Consider the following 26,798-nt stretch of genomic DNA (forward strand, 5'->3'; position numbering starts at 1 on the left):
ATGGCGGATATTCACGAACGTCCAGGCAAGACAGCAGCAGGCGGCCCCCTCTGCGATCACACCCGACGCCGGTGCGGCGGCTGATTAGAGTAAAGATGCACGTTTCGACTGCCAAGTCACGATTACGCATATTTTACTCGCCACCTGCTTGTCCTCCCCTCCTGCTGACCTTGCCGCCTGCATCGGGCTGCGACCTGCAGGAGGTGGATTTACAACACCGGATTGGTGAAATAGCTACCGGTCCACTCATAAAAGACCTTGCGAAACTCTTCGTTCTCCGGCTCGACAATCAATGCCTGGCGCAAGAACTCAACCGCTTCATGCGAATCCCCCAACTCTCGACTGAGATGGGCCGCCAGATGCAATTTCACGGCGTCGAAGAAATCAAAGGACAAAGACACTTTGAGCATCGCCAGCGCTTCACCCAAACGCCCGGCCTGCCACAGACGACTGAACTCACCGGCAAACGCCGTCTCATCAAGCCAACGGGTCCCGGCAAGTCCTTCAAATTTGCGCACTACAATCGTATGTCCATTGCCGACCTTGCTGTCGGTTTCTTCCACGCATTCGATGTACCAGCAGCCTAAGCCACTATTGTTGAGGTAGTTGATCACCTGCAACATGCTTTGCAACGAGAACACCTGATAGTGCTCGCGCCAGTCGTTCTCAGGCATCGAATGAACATCGACACCCAATTGGAACGCCTCGATCATCGCCGGCAATGTGCTTAATGCGCGTGTGGCATCACTTTTTGCCGCCACCCGTTTGGGGAAAATACAGAAGAACACACCAAAGTCTTTCAGCACTCGCTGCGACTCAACATAGGCAGCCAACACATTGGGCGCATGCTCGATCACATGGGAGCTGACGAGATAGTCAAACGCCTGATTCCTGCAGTGAATGGACTGAAAGTCCCCCACCAGGTCCACCTTGATCATCTCTCCAGTTCGATCGACCTGAGCCTGCTTGTACTTGAGATAGTCCGCCAAGTCGCGTTCATGCACATAATTGATGCCGTCACTCGGCGCAACATTCAGGCATTGCGGCAAATAGAATGCGTTGTGTGCCGCCGCGCCAAGCTCTATGCCACTGCCTACACAGTATTTGTGGGCCAGTGCCATTCCTCGATTGCCGCTGGTTTCGGGTGCAGCCCTGCACTGCCGAGACTGGCCGTATCGTGCAAGGATATCCTGCAGCCCTGCAACAAAGTCCTCGGATGATGCCAATGGCAAAGCCACGGGTACAACGCCGTGTTTTTCCTGGAAGTAAGCCGTGGCGTTACGGACTATCAGGTCACGATCGATCCTGGAGGATATAGTCGACTGCTCGACGCTCCAGGTTTCATCGCCCAGATAGCTAGCCGAAGCGGGGATATCCGCAAAATACCAGAACGCTGGATGCTGCCCGGACTGAATGATCCTGAGTGTGTGCTCGACATGCTCGATGGCATTGTAGAAACCCTCATCCATCCCTCCCGCATCCAGCAGGCAGCGCCGGGAGTAATAAGAAAATGCTCCCACGCAGTGTGGGTAAAACGGAACCTGCAACCCTTCCTCATACGTGATAGTGGCTCGCGGATTTGGCCTGCCGTCCGCGGTCTTGTTCATCAACCCGTGCTGACTGAAGTTGAGGTGCTGAATACCGGTAGTGCGCGAAACGTCAATGTACCGCTCGAATACTGACGGGTCTTGAACGAATATATCGTCTTCAATCAAAAATATATGCTCGGCTCCCGCCTCCAGCAGATGCTCAATGGCTTTGTTCTTTGACTTTGCCACACCCAGATTTCGTTCATTCTGAATGAAGGTATGAGCGTCATCGCCAAAATCGGGTTCGAAGGGCAACCCATCGTTGACCACAACCACATGATCAATGACGCCCGGCGGTAACGACCGGTACAGCCGTTGCAACTGCTCTGGACGATTAAACGTGGTGATGCCACAGCCAACTGCTTTGCCCTCGATCACTGGCCTTCCTCCAGAGCTGTAAGCCAAGTCAATTCAAGCGATTGTTGATCCGAAGCGGTTCTCGAAACATCGATGCCGTACCTCCCCTCAACTTCCGAGCGGGCCGTGAACGCATTGGGCCAGCGCTCGGACACTACTGCTGCGAGTATCAGTTCATCGACCATGACGCCCGGATTAATCACCTGCGCCTGCGGCGCCCATACTGTGGACCAGCCCGCCTGAGCCACTTTCAAACAGAAATCCAGATCACCGGCCAGAGAACTGCGCTCGAAGTACTCAAGTCCTCCGACCTGCTCGAATATGGATTTACGCACCATCAGGCAGTCGCTCGAAACCGCTTGGCAATTGCGCTCAGTGCCGACGCCCAAGGCAGGTTCCAACGCCGTGTGCGAAAGACCGATCCACGGGGAAACGACCTTTGCCGCCGCAACAAGATCGTACCCGGCGTGACTGATGAATCCATCGGCATCGTGCATCTTGCACCCGACAATCCCGACTTCAGGGCGCAGCGCCTGTTTCAACATCCACTCGATCCAGGCCGGTGTCGCGATATGACTACGACTGGACAACAGCACCAGATATTCGCCCGACGCGTACTGAAGAGCCTGGTTGAAGAGTTCGGCCCGTGACAGAACTTGCGGACACCAGATCACTTTGACCCGTCCGCTATTACCTTCGAACCTGGACAAATAGCTGCGGATTTCGTCGGGGCAGGCGTTATCTGCGACGACAATCACTTCGTAATGCTGGTAACGGGTGCGCTGGGTTACACAGCCAAGACACGCTTTGAGTGCTGCCAGATCATTTTCCGCAGCCAACAAAATGCTGACTTGTGGAGTCTGGTAGTGACGATAATCGACGTTCAACGTACCGCCCGCCACCAGATCGACCTGCGCGCCATAGCCCAAAATCGTCAGATGGCGCTTCAATGTCTCGATCGCCTTCCTGTTCATCGAATCGCCGGGACTGTCGCCGATGACCAGGTATTCATCCATATGGGCCAAGCCGGCTACGCCCTGACGCTCAATCATTCTGAGCAACAGGTCGAACTCAAAAGTTGCCGGGCAAGCATTGCTGTAACCGCCAAGGTTCAAGACTTCCTGACGACGAACCAGCCAATGCTTCGACATCAAATCCGGGCGGCTTCGCAGCAGTTCAAGATTGGTTCCGGGGCGTACCAGACTGACCAGTCGGCCATCAACGTCGCGATGAATTTCATTCGCCGAGATTGCCCGACACTGGCTCGCCCAAGGCAATTCGGTATGCAGGCGCAGAAGACCGCCACGGGTCAGAACATCCCCTGCATCAAGCACCATCAGCCATTCACTGCGAAGTTGGCCCAACAACTGGTTCAATCGTGCAGTCAGGTTGTCCTGGGTGACTTTTACAAAATGCACCGTATCTTCGATCGTGGTGATTGCCGCTAGCTTACCGTCGCGCAAAACCACGATCTTGAACGTGCGTAAACCGCTGGCAATCAAACTATCGAAGGTTTTTTGCAGGGCCTCGTCACTGCCCTGCAGATCAATGAGCAGAAATGTCACTAGGGGCGATGGATGCTTTTCGAGATGCTTGAGAACCCGCGCGGTGCCCTCGTCGTCCGGCGCAGCACACTGGACAGCTTCAAGAATTTGACCGGATTGGGTTTGTTCCAGCAGACGCTCAACGTCCGCCGCGCCTGCTGCGATCAACCGCTGATACCACGTGCTTATCTGTTGTGCCTGAAGCGCGTCTTGTGTTGCATCAAGTGTTGCAATCAATCGCTCGCAGACTTGCTTATTAAACATGCCGAGCGAGAACGCCTGCTGATAACGCAGCAGCAAACTATCGGGCGTATCGTTCAGCTGCACGGCCATTAGCTCACGCTGGCGCACCCATACGCCTTCCAGAGCATGAATGTGCTGCGAGCCGGCTGGCCAGGCGTGGACCAGGCACTCCAACTGCTCTAAAGCGTTGAATAACGCCGAGTCGTAATAGGGCATCTCAACGAACTGTCGGCTTTCAAAATTCCACTCCGGCCTTTGCGACACACTGGTCCAACGGGAAGTAAACAACAGCGGCGCGGTACGTTTACTCAAAAAAGTCCTGACGAATCCTTCTAGAACTTTGATTCCCTCGGGTGTCCTGCACAGTTGCCAGCGGTCCGCGTCCCATTGACGGACAAGCGGTGTGAAACGCGCACGTTCAACTTCAAGGTCAGTGGCAACAGCCGCATCGGCGGTGTATTCAACCAGGCTATAGGTCACCGGCAGGACTGCGGCGTGGTGCTCGGCCAGCAGCCCGAACGAAAGAGCAGCCATTGCCCCTTCAAATGCCAACTCACCGGGTAGGTCCTGAGCGATCTGCAACAGGACTTGCGTCCTGACGACTGCTCGCCAAGCGTCGATCCCACCCGTCGTGAACCGGCCAATCCGATCGAGGGAGGACCCCGCATCGTCATGCTTCACAAGTGCCGCGCCATGCTTGTGAAAGCCGGTGCATCCATTACCTGGCCTATAGTTCAGTGCATGGCCTTGGCTAAGCGAATACTGCAAATGCGTATTCAAAAAACCTATGTTCTCTTCAAGCGCATCGAACAGAAGAAAGTCGCTCTCTGAAGCCAGGACTACATAGGGCGTTACAACACGCTGCAAGCTTGCAATCAGCGCAGGCTTCCAGTCTTTTACAGGCGATCGGGATGTTGGCCTGCCCGCGACCTCCATACCCACCGTCATCAGATGGTTGATTCGGGAACTGTAATACCCGTCTGCTCTTTGCAGGTAATCTGATCCGGGACTTCCCAGCAGGATGATCGTGACGTCATTCAGCGTCGACGCAGCTGCCATTGATACTTCACCCATAGCCGAACCCTTAACCCAGATATTCAATGTCGACCCTGACCGACCGCCAGGCCGAACCAACGATCAGTTCACCAGCCAGGCATTAACCCATGGCTGAAGATTGTTTTGACTCAGTACAAAGTCGCGCATGACAACTGTGCGCAACTCATCACCCATGCGGTAGCTGCCTTGGGGATCATTCAAATGCATGCGAATAGCTTCAAGCCATTCCTGAGTACTGTTGGTGCGCACGCGCGTACACGGCAGATAACCGCGATAGGCTTCTGTATCGGTGCAGACGACGGGATAGCCGCACGCGCCGTACTCCAGCAAACGCAGATTGCTCTTGCAGTCGTTGAACAGGTGGAACTCCAACGGCGCAAGCGCCAGATCGAGGTTCAGGCTGGCCAGCTTCTGCGGATAGATATCCAGACCTACGCAAGAATGGAACTCATGAATGTAAGGCCGTAACGCATCAGGGCACATGCCGAAAAACACCCACTCCACCTCATTTGCCAGCTCTCGCACCACATCAGCGATGATTTCCAGATCTCCGGTATGGCTGGTCCCGCCTCCCCAGCCAACGCGTGGTTTGCTGGAGGTGCCGCGCATACTGCGTACGTCGCTCCAGAGGTGTTGCGCGAGCATATTGGGCACAACGCGGATATCGCGATGCATGTCGCTCAATGCGTTGGCCAAAGCATTAGTGGTAACGATGACTCGCTCACATTGCGCAATGCCGCGCTGCAACTGCTCCCGGACATCCGCGGGCTTGTCCCTTGCGTGGATATTCTTCTTCGGCACATCAAGGATGTAATCGTCTATTTCGAAGATACTCCTGACATTGGAAAACCTTTTCAGATGCGCCATATCGTCCACGGCCGACGCGGTGTGACGCAGCTGAAAGATTACGATATCCGGCTTCATCCGCTCAAAACCCATGTCCGCAGGCGTCTCGTAGCTTAAGCGTCCCGTTATGTGACCTGCCGCCTCAAGCTCCAGGAAAGGCTGCACGACCCGATAGTGCCCTACTGCGGAGGCGTTCACTGGCAACCCGAGAACGAATGGAAGTGAACGTGAGCGAAACGGGGCCCAACCACTCAACATCCCTGGCTCCAGAGCGAAGTTGGCATTGGCCGGACTCAGAACCGGGCTGTAGGCAGGATCTTTGACAAACGTGGGAAGCCATCGACGATATAGCGCATCCCGCTCCTCCAGGTCCTTCGCAGAATTCCCGGTGATCGTGAGATAAGAAGCCGAGGAGCCAAGCACCGTCGCGTAGGGGGTGCTGACCACCAGATATCCCTCGGAGCCGACTTTCAAACAAAAGTCCACTTCAGCAAGGGCAGCACCAAACGCGCGGTCCTCCAGACCACCGACGCTCTGGAAAACTTCTTTGCGAACCATCAGGCAGGCGCCACTGACCGCGCTCCAGTTCTGCACCACCTGCAGGCGCTGCATATAACCAGGGCTCTGCACATCGACGCCTTCAAACGCCGCTTTTGCGCAAGGCCCCAGCGCCAATACAGCCCCCATGCCGACAATTTTCCCCTCGGCGCTGACCACCTTGGGCCCGACAATTCCCACCTCGGGACGAATGGCATGATTCAACAATTCATTCAGCCAGTCGCCATTGAGCACTCGCAATGTGGGCGAAAGCAGCAAAAGAAAATCACCTTGCGCCTGACCGGCTGCAAAGTTGACGGCACTGACGAACGTGTCCGCTCCCGGATTGTGCAGCACCTTCAACATTGAAGGCGCCAGATCCGCCATGGCCGCGAGCCAGTTACGCATTTCAATCGAGGCTGTCTGTCTGCTGACGATCAGTATTTCGTAGCGAGTAACAGATGTACGTTCGATGAGCCCTTCGACACAAGCCTGCAGGGCTGCGAGATCGTCACCACAGGGGACCATAATAGAAACCATGGGCTGCTGATCAAGCAGATAGTCGACTCGATTGAGCCAAGGCTGACCTCCTTTGTGGAGCTGATGGGCGACGTCCAGCCGTTGCAAGTGTGCCGACAGCACTCGCGGGTTTTGTTCGGTGACCTCAGGAGATGAAACCCATTGCGCAAAGGTAAACGTTGATTCGAGCTGAACCTCGGCGATGTGTTCGATAGCCGCCAGCCCTGCAGATTCGGCAATACGCCACAGCAGATCATGAGGCGCAAGCTCACCAAAATCGGCATTAAAACCGCCAAGTTCAACGAGAGTCTGGCAGGAAAATGCGAGGGATCGCCCTACGTAAGGGTAGCTGCGCAGCAAGTCCAGATTGAAGTCGGGTTTGAATACCGGCCCAAGGGAGCGCCCCTCCTTCAACTCACCTTCGTCGCTATACACACAGGCCAGATTCGGGGTGGCTGCAATTCGCTCTGCCAGCACCAGCAATGCCGATTCGCTCAAGACGTCGCCGGCACGCAGCAGATAGATCCAGTCGCCCGCTACCTGCGTCGGCAATTCATTGACCTGTGTGGCCCAATCCTTGTGCAACGCCCCAGTGATCAGTTGCCCGCTTCGTTCGACAAAGGTGTTGGAAAAAACCACAACACTTGATGGCGCATACAATTGAGCGGACAGGCTATCCAGGGTGGAGCGCATCTCGCTGTCGCTGCCCTGATGATCAAGCACTACCGCAATGATTCGCGGCTTGGCAGGCCAGGCGGCGAGGGTCTGCGGCAGCAAGTGGCGCTGAATGTCAGAAAACTTCCGGCAGGAGAGCCATTGCTGATAGAGCTCGTCGTAATTCTCACAATTACTGCCGACCCTGGAATTCAGCCGCGTTTGCCAAGTGCCCAATATTCTTTTGATCGGTAACTCTTTCCACTGCCTTGGTGAGACGTGGGCGTCGGCAAGATCGACAAAGCGCACCCAGCCGTCAGCAGGCGCATCTTCACCTGTACGCGACGCCAACATTTGCATGAGCCATTCCCATTCGCTCTTTGCATGGGTCAGGGTATCAACCTGCTTGCTCAAACGATTCGGATGCAATCGTTCTATGGAGCCTGGCCTACGGAGCATGATCAAATCAGCTCGACGTAGCAGACAAACAAACATCACCAGATCCAGAATTGCCAAGAATCCTAGACCTGGCTGAGTCAGCGCTGGCAGCAGTTCTCGCAAATCACTCGCACGTATCAACGCGGCTGAAAAGTTACCGAGAAAACTGACAGCCTGCTCGTCCAGGAAAGCCAGAATGTCCTGTCCCTTGAGTAAACTGTTGCCCAACGGCAGCGATACGTTCTGTAATCGGCGCGGCAGAATGTAATTGTTTTCATCAGAAAACAGACGCGGAGAGATCGCAAGTTTGGCCTCCGAGCAGTCGTTCAATGCTTCAGCCTGTTCACTCACGCAGTGCGAGAACAAGCGATCATCGTCACACAACACCTTGATGAACTCGCCCTGAGCATTGTCCACACACCGCTGAAGATTGCCGGCGAATCCAAGCTGATGCGAGTTACGCAGGTAACGGATGCCGGTTTGACATGCGCGAATCCTGGCCATGACCATCTGCTCGATCTCAACACCGTCACTGTCATCGCAAACAACGATCTCGAGATGTGGATACGTCTGATCTACCGCACTCTGCAACGCCATCTCAAAAAAACGCGGGGAGAAAGCAGGTATGGCGATAGTGACGAGTGGCAATGGCTTCACGACTTATGTCCCTGACAAAAAAGTGCCCGCTAAGACAAGCAGGCAACAACTGACACACACCTGGAAAGTGGCGCGGCCACAAACTTCCTCAAACCTTGTTGAACAAACCCAACTGCGCGATTTTGCTGAACGCCAGCTGCGAAGCCTGCAGCATGGTTTGCTGCAAGGTCAGTCGGGTCAGCACTTCGGCCGGATCGGAATCGCGGATCGACGACTGCGTTTGGGCATTGGCCAACACCAGTGCCTGATTGGTGTCGCTCTGGGTATCCAGCGCCGCGCCGCGACCACCGACCGAACTCAAACCGACAGACACCTGATCAATCCCGCTGGCCAGGTTGGCCATGCCCGCGGACATCGCGGCGATCTGTTTCTGGGTCGCCACAGGGTCCCCTGCGGTCGGCGTATTCAACGCCGACTTCAACTGGCTCACAGTGTCCAGAATGTTCTGGGTTTCGTGAGTGTTGACCGCCACGCTGAACTGATCGCCTGTTGCCAGCGGATCGGCCACAGTGTTGTTCAAAGTGAAACTGACGCCCGACGCCGTCGCGACATTGCCGACCATGCTGCCACTGGACACAGGCTTGCTGTCGGCGGTGATCGGTGCGGAATAGAGGTCGAACGCGGTGGCGGTGGTGAACTTCAAGACCGCCGAACCGCTCGGGAAGCTGGCGTTGTAAGCAGCCGGATCGGTGACGTTAGTGCCCGTCACCTGGGTCGGGCTCGGATTGCCAGGGCTGCGCGAGACGTTGAACGTGTCTGGCTTGGCGCCCAGTGTGAAGGAGTGGCCGGTGAGCAGCGCGGCACTTTCGCCGGCCTGCAGGTTGACGTTCAGAGTCAGGTCGACGCCGCGAAAACTCACGGTCTGGTTTTTACCACTGCCAACCACGCCATTCTGGCTGGCTTCATTGGTCACGTCGTCGCCGTTTGCGGCGGTGATCTTCAGCTGAGTGCCGCTGACGAACTCTACGGTGTACGGCTCGCCGCTGCGAAACTTGTTGTTGAACGCCGTGTTCGACGTCACCTGCCCGTCAGACAGGGTCGCGCGGCTGTCAGCCGGAACCGGCGCGGTCTGCGTAACTTGACTACGATTGGTGTTGATCGCCTGCTGAAAAACTTCCCAACCCGTGCTGTTGGTGGCCATCGACATGCTGTCGCCGACCGGCAGATCCAGAGTCGCCTGGTCACCGTTGTAGGTGTAGGTGCCGTCGGTGTTGCGCGTGAACGGCACGGTGTCGCCCTTGGAACCGGCAAAGATGTACTTGCCGTTTTCGTCCTTGCTGTTCATCAGGCTCAGCAGCTGCTCTTCGATCTGCCCCAGCTCCGAAGCGTTGGCCTGACGGTCAGCGTCGGTGTAGCCGGCGTTATTGGCGCCAATCGCCAGTTCCTTGGCACGTTGCAAAACATTGTTGATGCTGGTCATAACCGATTCGGCCTGACCCAGTGTCGCTTTAATGGTGCTGGTGTTGGCTGCGTACTGATCCAGCATCGAAGCCTGCTGTCCCAACTGCAACAAACGCGAAGCGCCAACCGGATCATCCGCAGCGGTGTTCACGCGCACCAGGCTGCTGGCCTCTTCACTGCTTTTGACGATGTTGGCGAAATTCTTCTGATAGTTCGCAGCCGTGGACTCGTAAAACTGGGCGGTAGAAATGCGCATGGACTACGACTCCTTAAAGACTGTTGATCAGTGTGCTGAAAATGGCTTGCGCGGCTTTGATGATCTGCGACGAGGCCGTGTAGTACTGCTGGTATTTGACCAGGTTGCCGGTTTCCTCATCGAGGTCGACACCCGATACCGAATCGCGTGCACCCTTGGCGTTGGCCAGAATGGCGCTGGTCGCCGCCGTATCAAGCTTGCCTTGCGCCGCTTTGGAACCAACACCTTCGACCAGTTTGCCGTAGGCATCGGTCAGGGAAATACCTTTGCTGGCAGTGCCGGTGTCCACGGTTTGCGCGGTCTGCAGACCGGCCAATGCAGTGCCGTTGCGGTTGTCCAGCGTGCCCGGCTGGGCCAGTGAAACATTGACTGCGGTGCCCTTGCCCGGTGAACCCGCGACGGTCATGTCGAAGCTCACGGTGTACTGCGCAGCCGGCGGTGCAGGCATCGGCGCGCCCGAGGCGTCCTTGAGCGGAATATTCAGACTCAGTGTGTTGTTCTGGCCGGGCTTGATGCTGCCGCTGCTGATGACGCCGCCCTTGGCATCCAGAAACTGGTAGGTCTGGGTGGTGCCGTCAGCGGAGACATCGCCGAAGACGATCTTGGTCGGCGTGGAGTTTTTCAGGCCGGTCTGCATCGCCGTGGTGATAGCCACGTCGTCGATGTCGAATTTAGTGGTCAGGGTCGGTTGGCCACTGGCCGGAATCGTCAACGTGCCGCTGCCGCCTGCGGCGATCGCCGCACCCAGCGGTGCCGCGATGGCCAGACGCTTGGAGTCGGTCATCTCGGTCTTGATCGCGGACGCGGCGTTGCGCGTCGGGGTAATCTTGAAGGTGTCACCGGCCGCAGCATTGCCGCCGGCCAGCTTCAGGGAAAACCCGTCGATCACCGGCGCCGGCGTGGTCGTGGTGCTGTAAGAACCTACCGCCGTGTTGCCCGGCAGACGCTGCACGGTGTAATCGGTCGCGCTGGTAAACGTGACCTTGTAATCATTGAGGGTCAGCTTGCCGGTGTCCTCGATGCTGACCTCGAAGTTGCCCGAGCCCACACTGTTGCCAATGGTGGCAACGCTGCGCTGCGCCATCTGTGCGGCACTGTTGATGCCACTGAACAGGGTCGAACCGAAGTCACCGTTTTTGTCGATACCCTGGGCCTGAATCGAATTCATCTGGTCCGCGACGACCAACGCCACCCGGCCCAATTCGTTCATGGCCGGGTCGAGCACGGTGCTGCGATAACGTAATAGACCACCAATCTCGCCGCCGGTCATGATCGAGGTGATGTCGACGCTGCTGGAACCGCGATTGAGCTGCAACGCGAGGCGACCCGGATCGTCCTTGCTCGGCACGGTCTCCAGTTTGTTGACGGTATTGCCCATGACCAGCGGCTGACCGCTGCCCAGATAAATGTCGAGGCTGCCTTCACGTTCCACGACCTGTGCACCGGTGAAGGTCGACAGCTGGCGCACGGTTTCGTTACGCGCGTCGAGCAGCTCGTTCGGCGAGCCGCCGGCGCCGGAGACTTCGGAAATCCTCTGGTTGAGTTGCGCAACGGTCGCGGCGAGCTTGTTGACCTGATCGGCCATGCTCGTCAGGTTGCCGTTGATGTTGGCATTCTGCTCGTTCAACTGCGCAGAAACCGAGTTGAAGCGATTGCTCAAGGCCTGCGCGTCGCTCAGAAGCAACTGGCGGGAGGCGTCGTCACCGGGTTTGGCGTTGACGTTTTGCACCGAGGCAAAAAATTTGGTCAGCGCGCCGTTCAGGCCGGTGCCGCTGTCGGACAGCAGTTTGTCCAACGGCGTAACCTGGTTCAGGTAGGCTGCCGAATCGCTGTTCAACGAAGTCGTGGTTTGCAGCTGTGCATCAAGGTAGCTGTTGTACACCCGACGCACATCGGCCAGGGTCGTGCCGCTGCCGATGAAGACATTGCCGTACTGCTGCGAGGCTTTGGTGCCCTGCACTGTCTGCTGGCGTGAGTACCCGGCGGTGTCGACGTTGGCAATGTTATTGCCGGTTGTCATCAATGAGGATTGGCCAGCGGCCAGACCCGACATCCCGATGTTGAGCAAACTCATGGTTCAGACCTTATGCCTAGTGCCTATAGAGGCGTGGTTGAAGCGCCCGCTGCAGCGTAGTTTTGGTAACTCGTCATCTGCTTGGCTATCTGCGAAATCTTGTTCGCGTAATTCGGGTCGGTTGCGTAACCGGCCTTTTGCAACTCGCGAACAAACTGTTCCGGGTTATCGGCCGACTTCAGCACATCTTGATAGCGATCATTGCTTTGCAGCAGCGTTACCAGGTCATGGAAACTGTCCTTGTAAGAGTCATAAGAGCGGAACTGCGCCGTCTCCTTGACCATCTCGCCATTCCTGAATTCGCTGGTGATGGCGCGTGCCGAATCACCCTTCCAGTTGCTGCTGGCCTTGATGCCGAACAGGTTGTGGCTGCTGCTGCCGTCCTGGGCGCGCATGACCGATTTTCCCCAACCGGTTTCCAGTGCCGCCTGGGCCACCAGGTAACGTGGATCGACGCCAATGCGCTCGGCCGCTTCCTTGGCCATCGGCAACATGGTATTGACGAACTCATCCGAGGAACTGAATGCTTTCTTCGCCGGCGCCAGGGGAATTTGCGCAACCGCGCGCCCGTGAATCTGCAGGCCGGGATTCGCCGCCGCTTGCGCGTTCGCCAGCCAGTCGCCGTTGTACAAAGCCCCCGCGCCGGTTGCTACTGCGGTGCTTTCCGGCAACGGCGTCCTGTTGACGGTCGCAGCGTTCACCGTGGCCGACGGCACCAGACCGGCGAGCAAGCGATCGGCCAGTTTTGGTGGCAAGGCCAGGCGACGCTGATTGATCAATTCCATGTCGTTGCGATGGCCGCCCTCGCCCGCCGCTTGCGGTGCATTGACGGCACGCGAAGCCCACAACGGACGCTGGCCGTTGACGCGCGACAACGGGCCATCGGTGGCGACGGTGCCGGCAGCGATCGGCGTATGCGCTGCCGCTTTCGCCGCTTCCTGCTTGGCCGCGGACAGCGTTGCCGCTTCGCCCGGGGCCAGTGGTTTGTTCTTCGACATCTGCCGCATCAGCACGTCTGCCAGACCAATGCCGCCGCCTTCGCGGGACATCGAAACGGCCAGCTGCTGGTCGTACATTTCCTGGTACTGCTTGGCCGCCTCGGTATTCAGCGGATTGTCCTGGCCCAGGGTGTCGGTGGCCGAACGCATGGACTTGAGCATCTCGCCAATAAACAGCGACTCGAATTCCTGCGCCACTTTGCGCATGTTGCCATCGCTGTTCTTGTCGCCGACCTTGAGCTGGTTCAGGCGATTGAGGTCCGAGTAGGAGCCTGAATCGTTGCCGCTGACGCCCATACCCTTGCGCATATCCATGGTCGTCGTCCTCAGATCACGATCAGGTCGGCTTGCAACGCACCGGCCTGTTTCAACGCTTCGAGAATCGCCATCAAGTCACCCGGCGCTGCGCCGACCTGGTTCACCGCTCGCACGATTTCGTCGAGGGTAGTACCCGGGCCGAACTTGAACATCGGCTTGGCTTCCTGCTCCGCGTTGACCCGCGAGCGTGGTACCACGGCCGTCTGGCCATTGGACAGAGGCCCGGGCTGGCTGACGATCGGGTCTTCGGTGATGGTCACGGTCAGGCTGCCGTGAGTGACAGCCGCCGGCGATACCTTGACGTTCTGGCCGATCACGATGGTGCCGGTGCGCGAGTTGATGATGACTTTCGCCACCGCCTGACCCGGGTCGACTTCAAGGTTTTCGAGGATCGACAGGTAGTCGACACGCTGGCTCGGATCGAGCGGAGCACTCACGCGAATCGAGCCACCATCGATGGCCTGTGCCACGCCTGGGCCGAGCAACTCGTTGATCTTGTCGACGATGCGCTTGGCGGTGGTGAAATCGGAGCGGTTGAGGTTCAGCGTCAGGCTATTGCCCTGGTTGAAACCGCTCGGCACTGCCCGCTCAACCGAAGCACCGCCCGGAATGCGGCCGGCCGATGGCACGTTGACGGTGATCTTGGAACCATCGAGACCTTCGGCATCAAAACCACCGACGACCAGGTTGCCTTGAGCAATCGCGTACACGTTGCCGTCGATACCCTTGAGCGGTGTCAGCAGCAAGGTGCCGCCGCGCAGGCTCTTGGAGTTACCGATCGATGCGACAGTGATGTCGACCTGCTGACCTGGCTTGGCGAACGCCGGCAAATCGGCACTGATCGACACGGCGGCGACGTTCTTCAACTGCACGTTGCCCGAGCCCGGCGGTACTTTGATACCGAATTGCGAGAGCATATTGTTGAACGTCTGCAACGTGAACGGCGTCTGCGTCGTCTGGTCACCTGTACCATTGAGCCCAACCACCAGGCCGTAACCAATCAATTGGTTGGAGCGCACGCCGGAAATACTGGCGATGTCCTTCAGCCGCTCGGCTTGCGCACCGAACGCTGCAGACATCATCAAAGCGGCCACCAACAGGTGTTTAAGATTCAACGTAGCCACCTAGAAAGGGAACAGCGGGCTGAGGAAGAAACGGTCGAACCAGCCTGGCTGACTCGCATCGGCAAAGGCACCGGTGCCCGAATAGGTGATACGTGCGTCGGCGACACGGGTCGATGACACGGTGTTGTCGGTGGCAATGTCATCAGCCCGGACCAGCCCGGCAATCCGTACCAGCTCGTCGCCGGTGTTGAGGGTCAGCCACTTCTCGCCGCGCACCGCGATGATGCCATTGGGCAGCACATCGGCCACGGTTACAGTGATCGAACCGGTCAGGCTGTTGCTCTGGCCAGATTTGCTGTCGCCCTTGGTCGCGCGATCGCCTTCGTAGCCAACGTCGAGGCTCAGATCACCGCCGCCGACAGGGTTGTTGGTGCTCAGGCCGCCACCGAAAAACGAGCTCAGGCCGATGCCGGTCTTGCTGTTCTTGGCCACTTGCGAGTTAGCGTTCTTGCTGGCCTGTGTGCGCTCGTTCAGGGTAATGGTGATGATGTCACCGACCCGGAACGCTTTGCGGTCGCTGTACAGGTTCTGTTCGAAACCAGCCTGATAGATCGAGCCGTTATTGGCGGCAGCCGGCAGCGGCGTGCGCGGCAACACCGGGGCGTAGTAAGGGTCATTCGGCTTGGGCGACGGCTGGACGCAGCCCGCCAGCGCGGTAATCCCACTCAGTGCCAGAACAGATACAAAGCGATTCATGACCCTACCTCACGGTGTTGCTGGCGACCGCATGGCCGCCTCTGGACTTGATTACAGATTCTGCGTTACGAACGAGAGCATCTGGTCGGCGGTGGAGATCACCTTGGAGTTCATCTCGTAGGCGCGCTGAGTGGTGATCATGTTGACCATCTCTTCAACGGTGCTGACGTTGGACGTTTCCAGGGTGTTCTGCAGCGTGGTACCGAAACCTGCCAGGCCCGGCGTGCCGACTTGCGGCGCGCCACTGGCGGCGGTCTCCAGGAACAGGTTGTTGCCCACGGCTTGCAGACCGGCCGGGTTGATGAAGTCGGCGGTTTGCAGGTTGCCGATCACCTGAGCGGCCGGGTTGCCGGCAACGGTCACGGAGACAGTGCCGTCCTTGCCGACGGTGAAGGTCTGCGCATCGTTCGGAATGACGATCGCCGGTTCCAGAGCGAAGCCGCTGGAGTTGACGATCTGACCGTTGGAATCGAGGTGAAAGGTACCGTCACGGGTGTAGGACGTGGTGCCGTCCGGCTGCAGAATCTGAAAGAAACCGCGACCGTCGATGGCCATGTCCAACGGCTGCTCGGTAGTTTGCAGGCTACCGGCGTTGAAGTTTTTCTGCGTGCCGACAATGCGCACACCGGTACCCAATTGCAGACCCGACGGCAGTTCGCTGTCCTGGGTCGACTGGGCGCCCGGCTGGCGTTTGATCTGGTACAGCAGGTCCTGGAACTCGGCACGGTCACGTTTGAAACCCGTGGTCGACACGTTCGCCAGGTTGTTGGAAATGGTGGTCAGGTTGGTGTCCTGGGCGGACAGACCTGTTTTGGCAACCCATAGAGCCGGAAGCATTCGATTCTCCTCGTGCGCCTGTTTTACGGCGCGACGTTCTGATGATTATTAGATCTGCAAGACCCGAGCCATGGCCTGGTCGTCTTCTTTGGCGGTGTTCATCATCTTGATGTGCAGTTCGAACTGCTTCGCCAGCGCCAGCACCGAGGTCATTTCTTCCACGGCATTGACGTTGCTCGATTCGAGAAATCCGGACACCAGCTTGACGTTGGCATCGGCTTGCGCCGGCTGGCCGTCCTTGGTGTGGATCGAGCCGTCGAGGCCCTTGGTCATGTTCCTGAAATCCGGGTTGACCAGTTTGATCCGGTCGACTTCCGCCATCACGCGCGGACCTTCGCCCATCGCACGGATGCTGACGGTGCCGTCTTCACCAATTTCGATCTGTTGCTCGGGCGGCACGGAAATCGGCCCGCCGTTGCCCATCACCGGCATGCCATTGCCGGCGCGCAATACGCCGAGCGCATCGACGTTGAGGCTGCCGGTGCGCACATAGCTTTCGCCGCCGTCGGGGTTCTGCACGGCGAGCCAGCCATTGCCCTGCACGGCGACATCGAGGTCGCGACCGGTCTGCACCAGGGAACCCGGAGAGAAATCAGTGGCTGGACGTTCCGACAACGCAAATGCACGCGCCGGAAAGCTGTCGCCGAACACCGGCATCGAACGCGCCTGCTCCAGGTCTTTCTGAAAACCATTGGTGGAGATGTTCGCGAGGTTGTTCGCGTGAGCCTTCTGCGCCAGTGCATTCTGGCTGGCGCCGGTCATTGCCACATAAAGGTACTTGTCCACACTCATTCCTCTGCATGCCGGACGTTTGCCGCCCACTGCTGTACTGCTGAGCCTTAAGCAATTTGCAGACCAACTTTTATTTGACGGCACAAGGCCCGGTAAACGCGGGGCCTGAGGGGACGCAGAGGGGTTTTGATAATTGCGTCGAAGACGAAAAACCGGCGGTGTTATGCCGCTTACGGCAAGCGCCGACCGTTTGCAGCCAACACGGAATCCCTGTGGCGAGGGGGCTTGCCCCAGTTCGGTCGCGAAGCGGCCGCAAAACCGTCCAATGCGTTACTTGGGAGTATTCGTTTTCTGGTTATGGGCTGCTTCGCAACCCAACGGGGGCAAGCCCCCTCGCCACAAAAGCCCCATCGCCGCAGGGTCAGTTGTTGTCCTTGCCCACTGCATGTTCACGCAACTTGTTAGCAATAGTCGTATGCGAAACACCCAACCGCTTGCCCAGCTGCCGGCTACTTGGATGCTCTGAATACAAACTCTCCAGCACGGCTTTTTCGAAGCGACCGACAATTTCGTCCAACCCGCCCTCCAGAGAAAAATCGCCAAGCGGCTGACGCGCGCCGTAATCCGGCAAACGAATATGTTCTGCCTTTACCGTTCCGCCGTCGCAAAGGGAAACCGCCTGGAACAGCACGTTCTCCAGTTGCCGAACGTTGCCAGGCCAGTGGTAATGGCTGAGCCGATCCATCGCCGCCGGCGCCAGTTTCGGCAGTGCGCAACCGATCTGCCGACTGGCCTGATCGAGGAAGTGATCGACCAGCGGCGCCAGGCCATCAAGGCATTCGCGCAACGGCGGGATGTGCAATGAGAGCACGTTGAGGCGGTGATAGAGATCCTGGCGAAACTCCCCCCGAGCGCACAACTCGGACAGATCGACCTGCGTCGCGCAGATCACCCGTACATCCAGATAGACCTCTTCATCACTGCCTACACGCCGGAAGCAGCCGTCCTGCAGAAAGCGCAGCAATTTCACCTGCAGACGCGGACTCATTTCGCCGACGCCGTCGAGAAACAGCGTACCGCCCGCCGTCAGCTCCAGCAGGCCGAGCTTGCCTTCGGCGCGGGCGCCTTCGAAGGCGCCGGGACCGTAGCCGAACAGCTCAGTCTCGGCCATTGATTCCGGCAGCCCCGCGCAGTTAAGCGCCATGAGGGGCGACTGCCCGCGCGGGCTGGCCAGGTGACAGGCGCGCGCCAGCAGTTCCTTGCCGGTACCGGTTTCGCCTTCTATCAACAATGGCGCATCCAGCGGTGCCATGCGCCGAGCCTCGCGCACCACCGCCGCCATCACCTTGGAGCTTTGGAATATGCTGTCGAAGCCGCGCAGTTCCTGCTTGCGCACGTTATAGATGCGCTCGCCGACCCGATCGGCGCGGTGCAGGGTCAGCACCGCGCCGGCCATCGCTTCGCTGTCGTCATGCTCGGATTGCAGCGGTGCGATGTCGGCGAGAAACACGTCACCGCTGACTTTTACCCGCATGCCATTGATCCGTGATTTGTTGGCGCGCACCAGTTCCGGCAGGTCGAAATCTTCGGCGTACCGCGCCAGCGGAATCCCCGGCACCTCGTCCACCCGCACCCCGAGCAATTGCGCTGCCGCGCGGTTGGCCGCCACGATGGACCCGCCCATGTCGATCGACAACACCGGGAATTCCAGCGCACCGAGCAAGGCGTTCAGCTCCATATGCCGACGCTCGCTGGGCATCAGGCCTACGCGCTTGACGCCGAATACGCCGCCGATCGATTCGAATTTCGGACGTAGCGCCTGGAACTGAATATTGATCAGGTTCGGGCAATGCAGGTAGATCGCGTTGCCATGCTCACCACCGACCTCGCCGCGAGCGACGTTGATACCGTACTCGACCAGCAGGTTGAGAATGTCGCGCAGAATGCCGATGCGGTTCTGGCAATGAACTTTGATACGCATATAAAACGCCTGAAAAGCGGGAAATAAGTATTGCCACACGCAAAACATGTGGGAGCGGGCTTGCTCGCGAAAGCGGCGACGCATTCAAAACTGATGGTTCAGACAGACCGCTTTCGCGAGCAAGCCCGCTCCCACAGTATTTTTTGCGAAAGGCCGAATTTCTCTGTCAAGATTATGTGACACGCACGGACCTTTTCAAACCTGAATATCTCAATACCTGCGCTATCACCGTCGAATCGTAACGAATACTTTACATAATTCAGCGATTTCTCCTACGCGCAGCACGCTGCAAGTGCTGCAGACCCGCACCCGATGAGGTACTTCTAAATCCATAGCAGGACATAACAAGAACGATATCCCTAGCAGGAGAGCAGCATGAAGCAGACGCAATACGTGGCCCGCGAGCCCGATGCGCAAGGTTTTATCGACTACCCCGCCGAAGAACACGCGGTGTGGAACACGCTGATCACTCGTCAACTGAAGGTGATTGAAGGGCGTGCGTGTCAGGAATATCTGGACGGCATCGAAAAACTCGGCCTGCCCCACGACCGTATTCCGCAACTGGGCGAGATCAATAAAGTCCTCGGCGAAACCACCGGCTGGCAAGTGGCTCGGGTGCCGGCATTGATCCCCTTCCAGACTTTTTTTGAATTGCTCGCCAACAAGCAGTTTCCCGTGGCAACGTTTATTCGTACTCGCGAAGAGCTGGATTACCTGCAAGAGCCAGACATTTTCCACGAGATATTCGGCCACTGCCCGCTGCTGACCAACCCATGGTTTGCCGAATTTACCCACACCTACGGCAAACTTGGCCTCCAGGCATCCAAGGAAGAGCGCGTTTATCTGGCGCGTCTCTACTGGATGACCATTGAATTCGGTCTGGTGGACACGCCAGAGGGGCAGCGCATTTACGGCGGCGGCATCCTCTCCTCGCCTAAAGAAACTGTTTACTGCCTGTCGGAGGAGCCTGAGCATCAAGCCTTCGACCCCCTGGAGTGCATGCGTACGCCATATCGCATCGACGTCCTGCAGCCACTGTATTTTGTCCTGCCCGATCTCAAGCGCCTGTTTGACCTGGCCCACGAAGACATCATGAGCATGGTCAAGCAAGGCATGACGCTTGGCTTGCATGCACCGAAATTTCCGCCGAAGCCCAAGGCTGCCTGAATATCCCGGCAGTCGCGGCACGCGCCGAAAAATAGTAACGTCTAACAAGAATCGACTCGGGAAACAGACCATGTCCACATTGAACCAAGCCCACTGCGAAGCCTGCCGCGCCGATGCACCGCAAGTCAGCGACGAAGAACTGCCGGTATTGATCAAGCAGATCCCGGACTGGAATATCGAAGTCCGCGATGGCGTCATGCAGCTGGAAAAGGTTTTCCTGTTCAAGAATTTCAAACACGCGCTGGCGTTCACCAATGCCGTCGGTGAAATTTCCGAAGCCGAAGGTCACCATCCGGGCCTGCTCACCGAATGGGGCAAAGTCACCGTGACCTGGTGGAGCCACTCGATCAAGGGCTTGCATCGCAACGACTTCATCATGGCTGCACGCACTGATGACGTGGCGAAAGACGCCGAGGGCCGCAAATAATGCATTTCGACGCCATTGACCGAGTCCCCGGCGACCCTATTCTGGGCCTCATGGAGGCCTACGCACAGGACCGGAACCCGGGTAAATTCGACCTCGGCGTCGGTGTCTATAAAGACTCATTCGGCCTTACACCGATCCCGCAGGCGGTGAAGCTGGCCGAACAGCGACTGGTGGACCGTCAGACCACCAAGACCTACATCGGCGGTCATGGCGAGCCAGCGTTCGGCAAAGCCATCAATGACCTGGTGCTCGGTGCCGATTCGGCGTTGATCACTGAACAGCGCGTCGGCGCTACGCAGACTCCGGGCGGCACCGGCGCTTTGCGTTTAAGCGCCGACTTCATCGCCCAATGCCTGCCAGGCCGGGGCATCTGGTTGAGCAACCCGACCTGGCCGATTCACGAAACCATTTTCGCCACTGCCGGGGTCAAGGTCAGCCACTACCCGTACGTTGGCAGCGACAACCGGCTCGACGTCGAAGCGATGCTCGAAGCGCTCGGTGACGCGCCAAAGGGCGACGTCGTGTTGCTGCACGCCTGCTGTCACAACCCAACCGGTTTTGATTTGTCCCATGACGATTGGCGTCGGGTGCTGGATGTAGTGCGCAATCGCGATCTGGTGCCGCTGATCGATTTCGCTTATCAGGGCTTCGGCGACGGGCTGGAACAGGATGCCTGGTCCACACGCCTGTTCGCGCAAGCACTGCCCGAAGTATTGATCACGAGCTCCTGCTCGAAGAATTTCGGCCTGTATCGCGACCGTATCGGCGCGTTGATTGTCTGCGCGAAAACCGCCGACAAGCTGATCGACATCCGCAGCCAGTTGGCCAACATCGCCCGCAATCTCTGGTCGACGCCGCCGGATCATGGCGCGGCTGTCGTCGCAACGATTCTTGGCGATCCCGATCTGAAAAGCCTCTGGGCCGATGAAGTGGAAGCCATGCGTTTACGCATTGCCCAGTTGCGCAGCGGTTTGGTCGAAGCACTGGAACCGCACGGTTTGCGCGAGCGGTTTGCCCACATTGGTGAACAGCGCGGAATGTTCTCCTACACCGGCTTGACGCCGGACCAGGTGAAAAACCTGCGTGATCACCACAGCGTTTACATGGTGGGCACGGGTCGGGCCAACGTCGCAGGAATAGATGCCACGCGACTGGACCTGCTCGCCGAAGCCATCGCCAAGGTGTGCAACCCGTAGCTGCCAGGCTCCCTGTAACAGCTACCGAGCCGGCGAGGCTGCGTCCGATTGCCCCGAGCCAGACGCAGCCTCGCCGGCTCGGCAACTGCTACAGGTTTACCGTAAAAGTTCCGCGGTGCGGCCATTGGTCGCAGAAATTCGAGATAAAAGTCTATTTGTCATTTCTCCTGCTGTATCCTGCGCAGGCTTTGTAAAAGCGCGGATCTACCAGATCTATCAACAGACTTTGCGAGGAGCGCGAAATGCACGAGATCCCTAATCTCCCCTTCCCAAGCCTGCACGAAACTGAGCAGACGACCACGCAGCAAGCCGGCGCCCAACAGCCCGAGCCGAAAGAAGCCACTGAACGCCGCCAGGCCGACAGCGAAGACTGAAACACCTGCAATGCCAGACCGTGTGGAAAGCGCTAACATGCGCTTTCCACACTGCCTGAAACCCGAGCCCCCATGTCTGACGAATTCAGTGAAGAGCAAGCCAGCGCCTTGATCGGCACCGCCGAGAAGATGATCGAGATCTGGAACCGCCTTTCCCCCGAAAAACAAGCCGCCCTGCTCGCCCGTTTCGGCAGCGAAGAAAATGCTCTGGCCGCTCTGGTCACCACCCACCTCGTCGCTCCCGCGAAATCCTGAAAGGCCCGTCCGGCAAATAGTTTTACTTTTCCACGACCCGCGGCCGTTCGCACCGCTATCATAAGCAGCCTATCTATCCTGCTGCTCCGTGGACCTTTACCTCATGTCTGAAAACCAGCGCCCCTTGGCGGTCACGCTGCAAGTCGTTTCCATCGTTCTCTTTACTTTCATCGGCTACCTGAATATCGGCATCCCCTTGGCGGTACTGCCCGGCTACGTCCACAACGACCTCGGCTTTGGGGCGGTCATCGCCGGCCTGGTGATCAGCGTGCAATACCTCGCCACCCTGCTCAGCCGCCCCTATGCGGGAAAAATTATCGACAACAAAGGCAGCAAGCTGGCCGTGATGTATGGCCTCGCCGGCTGTGGCTTGAGCGGTGTCTTCATGTTGATTTCCGCTTGGACGCAGAGTCTGCCGATGTTGAGTCTGGTCAGTCTGCTGATCGGCCGCCTGGTCCTTGGCAGCGCGGAAAGCCTGGTCGGCTCCGGCTCGATCGGCTGGGGCATCGGCCGGGTCGGCGCGGCGAACACCGCCAAAGTCATTTCCTGGAACGGCATCGCCAGTTACGGCGCATTGGCGGTCGGTGCTCCGCTCGGCGTCTTGCTGGTCAGTCAGTGGGGTTTGTGGAGCATGGGCGTGAGCATTGTGCTGCTGGCAGTGCTGGGCCTGGCACTGGCCTGGCCAAAAACCGCCGCGCCGATCGTCGCCGGCGAGCGCTTGCCGTTCATGCATGTGCTCGGGCGCGTGCTGCCGCACGGTTGCGGCCTGGCGCTGGGCTCGATCGGCTTCGGCACCATCGCCACGTTCATCACGTTGTATTACGCGACGCAGAACTGGGACAACGCGGTGTTGTGCCTGAGCCTGTTCGGCGCCAGCTTCATCGGCGCGCGACTGCTGTTTGGCAACCTGATCAACCGCCTCGGCGGCTTTCGTGTGGCGATTGCCTGCCTGTCGGTAGAGACCCTGGGCCTGTTGCTGCTGTGGTTGGCGCCGGATGCGCAATGGGCGCTGGCCGGGGCGGCGTTGAGCGGATTCGGTTTCTCGCTGGTATTTCCGGCATTGGGCGTGGAAGCGGTCAACCTCGTGCCGGCGTCCAGTCGCGGCGCGGCGGTCGGTGCTTATTCCCTGTTCATCGACTTGTCTCTGGGGATCACCGGCCCGCTCGCGGGTGCGATTGCCGCAGGCTTCGGTTTTGCCGCGATCTTCCTGTTCGCCGCCCTCGCCGCTTTGAGCGGCCTGGTCCTCAGTGTTTACCTGTACCGCCAGGCGCCGCGGTATCGAGAAGAGCGCGACGCGCGTTAGAAATCCACCTTGCCGCGGCCGGCCTTGATGCTGCCACGTTTGGTCTTGGATTCGAGCCGACGCTTTTTCGAACCCAGCGTCGGTTTGGTCGGGCGGCGTTTTTTCTCGACCTTGGTGGCGCTGAGGATCAACTCGGTCAGACGCGCCAGCGCATCGGCGCGATTGGCCTCCTGCGTGCGGTACTGCTGGGCCTTGATGATTAACACGCCTTCGCTGGTAATCCGGCTGTCGCGCAATGCCAGCAGTCGCTCCTTATAGAAATCGGGCAGCGACGACGCGGGAATGTCGAAGCGCAAGTGCACGGCGCTGGAGACCTTGTTGACGTTCTGCCCGCCTGCGCCCTGGGCACGGATGGCGGTCAGCTCGATCTCGGCATCGGGAAGGTGCACATTGTTGGAAATCACCAGCATGGAAAAGCGTCCGTAATCAGAATGTTCAGGATACCTGAATAGCCTGAGGGTACATGCGGACCAATGTGGGAGCGAGCCTGCTCGCGAAAGCGGTGTGTCAGTGAATCTGCAGTCGACAGGTAGATCACCTTCGCCAGCAGGCTCGCTCCCACAGGGGTTGCAGTACGCGCAAAAAACCCGGCACAAGGCCGGGTTGGTTGTTTCTGCGCCCTGCGTTATTTCACACCGGAACCGGCTGGTTGCAACGCCTGCTGCGCACTGCGCCTGTTCTTGATGCCGAAGCACAGCCACATAAACGCAATCCACACCGGGATCGCGTAAACCGAGATCTGGATACCCGGGATCAACAGCATGACACCGAGAATGAACACCACGAACGCCAGGCAAACGTAGTTGCCATACGGATACCACAGTGCCTTGAACAGCGGCGTCTGCCCGGTCTGGTTCATGTGCTGGCGGAACTTGAAATGCGAGAAACTGATCATCGCCCAGTTGATCACCAGCGTGGCCACCACCAGCGACATCAACAACTCCAGCGCACTGTGCGGGATCAGGTAGTTGAGCAACACGGCGATCAGCGTCACCGCTGCCGATGCCAGAATCGAGCGAACCGGCACGCCGCGCTTGTCGATCTTCGCCAGCGCTTTCGGCGCATCGCCCTGCTCGGCCATGCCCAGCAGCATGCGGCTGTTGCAGTAAGTGCCGCTGTTGTACACGGACAATGCCGCAGTCAGCACGACAAAATTGAGGATATGTGCCGCGGTGTTGCTGCCGAGCATCGAGAACACCTGAACGAACGGGCTGCCACTGTAGGAGTCGCCGGACGCGTTCAGAGTGGCCAGCAGGCTGTCCCATGGCGTCAGCGACAGCAGGATGACCAGCGCGCCAATGTAGAAAATCAGGATCCGGTAGATCACCTGGTTGATGGCTTTCGGGATCACGGTTCTCGGCTTGTCGGCTTCCGCTGCAGTGAAGCCGAGCATTTCCAGACCGCCGAAGGAGAACATGATGATCGCCATGGCCATCACCAGTCCGCTGACCCCGTTCGGAAAGAAACCGCCGTGCGACCACAGGTTGCTCACTGAAGCTTGTGGGCCGCCGTTGCCGCTGACCAGCAAATAGCTGCCAAGGGCAATCATGCCAACGATCGCCACAACCTTGATGATCGCGAACCAGAACTCGGCCTCACCGAAGACTTTGACGTTGGCCAGATTGATCAGGTTGATCAGCACAAAGAAACCGGCTGCTGATACCCAGGTCGGGATATCCGGTGCCCAGTAATGAATGTATTTGCCAACCGCGGTCAGCTCCGACATGCCCACCAGGATGTACAGAATCCAGCAGTTCCAGCCAGAGAGGAACCCGGCGAATCCGCCCCAGTACTTGTGCGCGAAGTGGCTGAAGGAACCGGCGACCGGTTCCTCGACGATCATTTCGCCGAGCTGGCGCATGATCATGAACGCGATGAAGCCGCAGATGGCGTAGCCGAGGATCATCGACGGGCCGGCGGATTTCAGCACCCCGGCCGAGCCCAGGAACAGGCCGGTACCGATCGCGCCACCGAGGGCGATCAGTTGAATATGACGATTCTTCAGGCCGCGTTTCAGCTCGCCTGAATGCGAGTTTTGTCCACTCATGAAAAGGGTCTCACGCAAGGTTTGATGATGTTCACTAGACGTCGCTGCTCGGTTGCGATCTCAAGCAGCGCCGATCAAACCCCAGCGCAGGCACCAGGAGTTCAGCGTATTTACAAAGGTCATGCGTCACCTGTTTGTTTTTATCTGTGACGAAATCGAACCCGACACGCTTGTGGCGCGGCGGAGTGAACAAGGCGGATAGCCTTGAAATTGCGCATTTGCGCAGGAGGTCACAGGTAAAACGCGGCGCATTGTACACCGCTAACCCCCTGCTGCCAGACACCGCTGGATCAGTGGGCTGGATGCCGGGATTGCCTGTGTCCGCCTCGAAGGTGTCGGGCGGCTGCAAATACTGAGTCAGACCTTTGCGGGTCATGGGCGGGGACCATGAAAAAACTGCCCCACGGGAGGAAGTGGATAGAGAACACGGCGTTCATTGCGCCTCCTTGTTGTTATGCACCTGCACGGCAGGTATGGGGCGCATCTGATCGTTGATGGGACTTTCAAACAAGCGGGCGCCGATGGGGGAACAGGGTCGGAAGCATGATCGTGTGGCAGTATTTTTTTACAGTGGCAGGCGGGTGAATATTTTCTCCGCTAAACCGTCCTGCTTCGTCATGTTTTCGTTACAAGGCGTAAAGATGGATTTCCATTTCTGAACCGATGTAGCTGCAACTGATGCTATCGCGAGCAGGCTCGCTCCCACAGTGATCCGGGTGAACCGGATATCACTCACGCCCCCCAACCGGTGGACGCGAGCCTGCTCGCGAAGAGGCTCGAACAGTCGCCAGCCCCTTGAAGCCAGACCAAAAAAAACGCCATCCCGAGAGGGATGGCGTTTTCACTTGCAGCTTGTCGCTTGAAGCTTACCGAGGCATCACTCAGGCTTGCGACGACCAAAGCCTGGGCGCTGGCCGGAACCGGCCGGTGCGCCGCGGCGTTTGCCCGATGGCTTGTCACCGTCGACCAGTTTGATCCCTGGACGCTTCGGCGCCGGCTTGGCCGGGCGCTTGGTGTCGGCAGGACGATCTGCAACCGGCGTACCTCGACTGGAATCACTACGGCCTGCTGGCGCGCCGCGATCGCTACGGCCACCACTTGGGGCACCGCGACCTTCGCCACGTTCCGTGCGACCGTTGGCCGGACGCGGAGTACGTGGGCCACGCTCACCG

General features: G+C 58.4%; 20 protein-coding genes and 1 pseudogene. 6 read left to right on the top strand and 15 right to left on the bottom strand.

Going from position 1 to position 26,798, the window contains the following annotated elements; translation table 11 throughout:
* Positions 1–209 precede the first annotated feature (209 nt).
* The 11 genes from F8N12_RS27965 to F8N12_RS24455 form a co-directional block, all read right to left on the bottom strand.
* Positions 210–1,967, bottom strand: coding sequence for a methyltransferase domain-containing protein (locus F8N12_RS27965; RefSeq protein WP_224787746.1), 1,758 nt, complete (start codon positions 1,965–1,967; stop codon positions 210–212).
* Positions 1,964–4,807: a glycosyltransferase gene (locus F8N12_RS24410; RefSeq protein ID WP_150582661.1), complete on the bottom strand. Its 2,844-nt coding sequence runs from the start codon at positions 4,805–4,807 to the stop codon at positions 1,964–1,966. Before F8N12_RS24410 ends, F8N12_RS27965 begins: the two co-directional genes overlap by 4 nt.
* Positions 4,808–4,870: 63 nt before the next feature.
* Positions 4,871–8,440, bottom strand: coding sequence for a glycosyltransferase (locus F8N12_RS24415; RefSeq protein ID WP_150582662.1), 3,570 nt, complete (start codon positions 8,438–8,440; stop codon positions 4,871–4,873).
* A gap of 88 nt (positions 8,441–8,528) precedes the next feature.
* Complete coding sequence (locus F8N12_RS24420; protein WP_150582663.1) at positions 8,529–10,097, bottom strand: flagellar hook-associated protein 3; 1,569 nt, start codon at positions 10,095–10,097, stop codon at positions 8,529–8,531.
* A 13-nt stretch (positions 10,098–10,110) separates the two neighbouring features.
* Positions 10,111–12,171, bottom strand: a complete 2,061-nt coding sequence (flgK, locus tag F8N12_RS24425) for a flagellar hook-associated protein FlgK (RefSeq protein ID WP_150582664.1) — start codon at positions 12,169–12,171, stop codon at positions 10,111–10,113.
* Positions 12,172–12,194: 23 nt separating this feature from the next.
* Positions 12,195–13,484, bottom strand: a complete 1,290-nt coding sequence (gene flgJ, locus F8N12_RS24430; protein WP_150582665.1) for a flagellar assembly peptidoglycan hydrolase FlgJ — start codon at positions 13,482–13,484, stop codon at positions 12,195–12,197.
* A gap of 11 nt (positions 13,485–13,495) precedes the next feature.
* Entirely contained in the window at positions 13,496–14,569 is a 1,074-nt protein-coding gene (locus F8N12_RS24435) for a flagellar basal body P-ring protein FlgI (RefSeq protein WP_150582678.1), read from the bottom strand.
* 42 nt (positions 14,570–14,611) lie between these two features.
* On the bottom strand, positions 14,612–15,307 hold the full coding sequence (flgH, locus tag F8N12_RS24440) for a flagellar basal body L-ring protein FlgH (protein WP_150582666.1): 696 nt from the start codon (positions 15,305–15,307) through the stop codon (positions 14,612–14,614).
* A gap of 51 nt (positions 15,308–15,358) precedes the next feature.
* Positions 15,359–16,144, bottom strand: coding sequence for a flagellar basal-body rod protein FlgG (gene flgG, locus F8N12_RS24445; RefSeq protein WP_150582667.1), 786 nt, complete (start codon positions 16,142–16,144; stop codon positions 15,359–15,361).
* 48 nt (positions 16,145–16,192) lie between these two features.
* Positions 16,193–16,930 (bottom strand): flagellar basal body rod protein FlgF, encoded by a 738-nt coding sequence (locus F8N12_RS24450; RefSeq protein WP_150582668.1) that lies wholly within the window; start codon positions 16,928–16,930, stop codon positions 16,193–16,195.
* A 367-nt stretch (positions 16,931–17,297) separates the two neighbouring features.
* Entirely contained in the window at positions 17,298–18,857 is a 1,560-nt protein-coding gene (locus tag F8N12_RS24455; RefSeq protein WP_150582669.1) for a sigma-54-dependent transcriptional regulator, read from the bottom strand.
* Between the two features lie 375 nt (positions 18,858–19,232).
* Here F8N12_RS24455 and phhA point away from each other — a divergent pair, with 375 nt between their 5' ends.
* The 6 genes from phhA to F8N12_RS24480 all read left to right on the top strand — a co-directional run bounded on the left by phhA (position 19,233) and on the right by F8N12_RS24480 (position 23,579).
* Complete coding sequence (phhA, locus tag F8N12_RS24460) at positions 19,233–20,024, top strand: phenylalanine 4-monooxygenase (protein ID WP_150582670.1); 792 nt, start codon at positions 19,233–19,235, stop codon at positions 20,022–20,024.
* Positions 20,025–20,094: 70 nt separating this feature from the next.
* Complete coding sequence (locus tag F8N12_RS24465) at positions 20,095–20,451, top strand: 4a-hydroxytetrahydrobiopterin dehydratase (RefSeq protein ID WP_028621818.1); 357 nt, start codon at positions 20,095–20,097, stop codon at positions 20,449–20,451.
* Positions 20,451–21,647, top strand: coding sequence for an amino acid aminotransferase (locus F8N12_RS24470; protein WP_150582671.1), 1,197 nt, complete (start codon positions 20,451–20,453; stop codon positions 21,645–21,647). Before F8N12_RS24465 ends, F8N12_RS24470 begins: the two co-directional genes overlap by 1 nt.
* Positions 21,648–21,889: 242 nt before the next feature.
* Complete coding sequence (locus F8N12_RS28070; protein WP_010461912.1) at positions 21,890–22,021, top strand: hypothetical protein; 132 nt, start codon at positions 21,890–21,892, stop codon at positions 22,019–22,021.
* Between the two features lie 72 nt (positions 22,022–22,093).
* Positions 22,094–22,276 (top strand): hypothetical protein, encoded by a 183-nt coding sequence (locus F8N12_RS24475; RefSeq protein ID WP_150582672.1) that lies wholly within the window; start codon positions 22,094–22,096, stop codon positions 22,274–22,276.
* A gap of 103 nt (positions 22,277–22,379) precedes the next feature.
* The gene (locus F8N12_RS24480) at positions 22,380–23,579 is read left to right on the top strand and encodes an MFS transporter (protein ID WP_150582673.1); all 1,200 of its coding nucleotides are present in this window, start codon (positions 22,380–22,382) and stop codon (positions 23,577–23,579) included.
* On the opposite strand, the gene arfB is transcribed toward F8N12_RS24480, so the two are convergent.
* From arfB to F8N12_RS24500, 4 genes and pseudogenes are all read right to left on the bottom strand, one after another.
* A complete protein-coding gene (gene arfB, locus F8N12_RS24485) occupies positions 23,576–23,989 on the bottom strand; it encodes an alternative ribosome rescue aminoacyl-tRNA hydrolase ArfB (RefSeq protein WP_150582674.1) in 414 nt (137 codons plus the stop codon). The genes F8N12_RS24480 and arfB overlap by 4 nt on opposite strands.
* A gap of 215 nt (positions 23,990–24,204) precedes the next feature.
* Positions 24,205–25,626, bottom strand: a complete 1,422-nt coding sequence (locus F8N12_RS24490) for an amino acid permease (RefSeq protein WP_150582675.1) — start codon at positions 25,624–25,626, stop codon at positions 24,205–24,207.
* 34 nt (positions 25,627–25,660) lie between these two features.
* Positions 25,661–26,002: a hypothetical protein gene (locus F8N12_RS24495; RefSeq protein WP_150582676.1), complete on the bottom strand. Its 342-nt coding sequence runs from the start codon at positions 26,000–26,002 to the stop codon at positions 25,661–25,663.
* Positions 26,003–26,503: 501 nt separating this feature from the next.
* Positions 26,504–26,798: pseudogene (locus tag F8N12_RS24500) on the bottom strand (23S rRNA pseudouridylate synthase B); the annotation flags it as partial.

Source organism: Pseudomonas fluorescens, from assembly GCF_902497625.1.
GTDB lineage: Bacteria > Pseudomonadota > Gammaproteobacteria > Pseudomonadales > Pseudomonadaceae > Aquipseudomonas > Aquipseudomonas fluorescens_BQ.

What these genes read in the sequence shown, in the direction of transcription:
- F8N12_RS24410 (WP_150582661.1), bottom strand. Translation starts at nt 4,807, where the DNA reads ATGGGTGAAGTATCAATGGCAGCTGCGTCGACGCTGAATGACGTCACG.
- F8N12_RS24420 (WP_150582663.1), bottom strand. Translation starts at nt 10,097, where the DNA reads ATGCGCATTTCTACCGCCCAGTTTTACGAGTCCACGGCTGCGAACTAT.
- flgK (WP_150582664.1), bottom strand. Translation starts at nt 12,171, where the DNA reads ATGAGTTTGCTCAACATCGGGATGTCGGGTCTGGCCGCTGGCCAATCC.
- flgJ (WP_150582665.1), bottom strand. Translation starts at nt 13,484, where the DNA reads ATGGATATGCGCAAGGGTATGGGCGTCAGCGGCAACGATTCAGGCTCC.
- F8N12_RS24435 (WP_150582678.1), bottom strand. Translation starts at nt 14,569, where the DNA reads ATGATGTCTGCAGCGTTCGGTGCGCAAGCCGAGCGGCTGAAGGACATC.
- flgH (WP_150582666.1), bottom strand. Translation starts at nt 15,307, where the DNA reads ATGAATCGCTTTGTATCTGTTCTGGCACTGAGTGGGATTACCGCGCTG.
- flgG (WP_150582667.1), bottom strand. Translation starts at nt 16,144, where the DNA reads ATGCTTCCGGCTCTATGGGTTGCCAAAACAGGTCTGTCCGCCCAGGAC.
- F8N12_RS24455 (WP_150582669.1), bottom strand. Translation starts at nt 18,857, where the DNA reads ATGCGTATCAAAGTTCATTGCCAGAACCGCATCGGCATTCTGCGCGAC.
- phhA (WP_150582670.1), top strand. Translation starts at nt 19,233, where the DNA reads ATGAAGCAGACGCAATACGTGGCCCGCGAGCCCGATGCGCAAGGTTTT.
- F8N12_RS24465 (WP_028621818.1), top strand. Translation starts at nt 20,095, where the DNA reads ATGTCCACATTGAACCAAGCCCACTGCGAAGCCTGCCGCGCCGATGCA.
- F8N12_RS24470 (WP_150582671.1), top strand. Translation starts at nt 20,451, where the DNA reads ATGCATTTCGACGCCATTGACCGAGTCCCCGGCGACCCTATTCTGGGC.
- F8N12_RS28070 (WP_010461912.1), top strand. Translation starts at nt 21,890, where the DNA reads ATGCACGAGATCCCTAATCTCCCCTTCCCAAGCCTGCACGAAACTGAG.
- F8N12_RS24475 (WP_150582672.1), top strand. Translation starts at nt 22,094, where the DNA reads ATGTCTGACGAATTCAGTGAAGAGCAAGCCAGCGCCTTGATCGGCACC.
- F8N12_RS24480 (WP_150582673.1), top strand. Translation starts at nt 22,380, where the DNA reads ATGTCTGAAAACCAGCGCCCCTTGGCGGTCACGCTGCAAGTCGTTTCC.
- arfB (WP_150582674.1), bottom strand. Translation starts at nt 23,989, where the DNA reads ATGCTGGTGATTTCCAACAATGTGCACCTTCCCGATGCCGAGATCGAG.
- F8N12_RS24490 (WP_150582675.1), bottom strand. Translation starts at nt 25,626, where the DNA reads ATGAGTGGACAAAACTCGCATTCAGGCGAGCTGAAACGCGGCCTGAAG.
- F8N12_RS24495 (WP_150582676.1), bottom strand. Translation starts at nt 26,002, where the DNA reads ATGACCCGCAAAGGTCTGACTCAGTATTTGCAGCCGCCCGACACCTTC.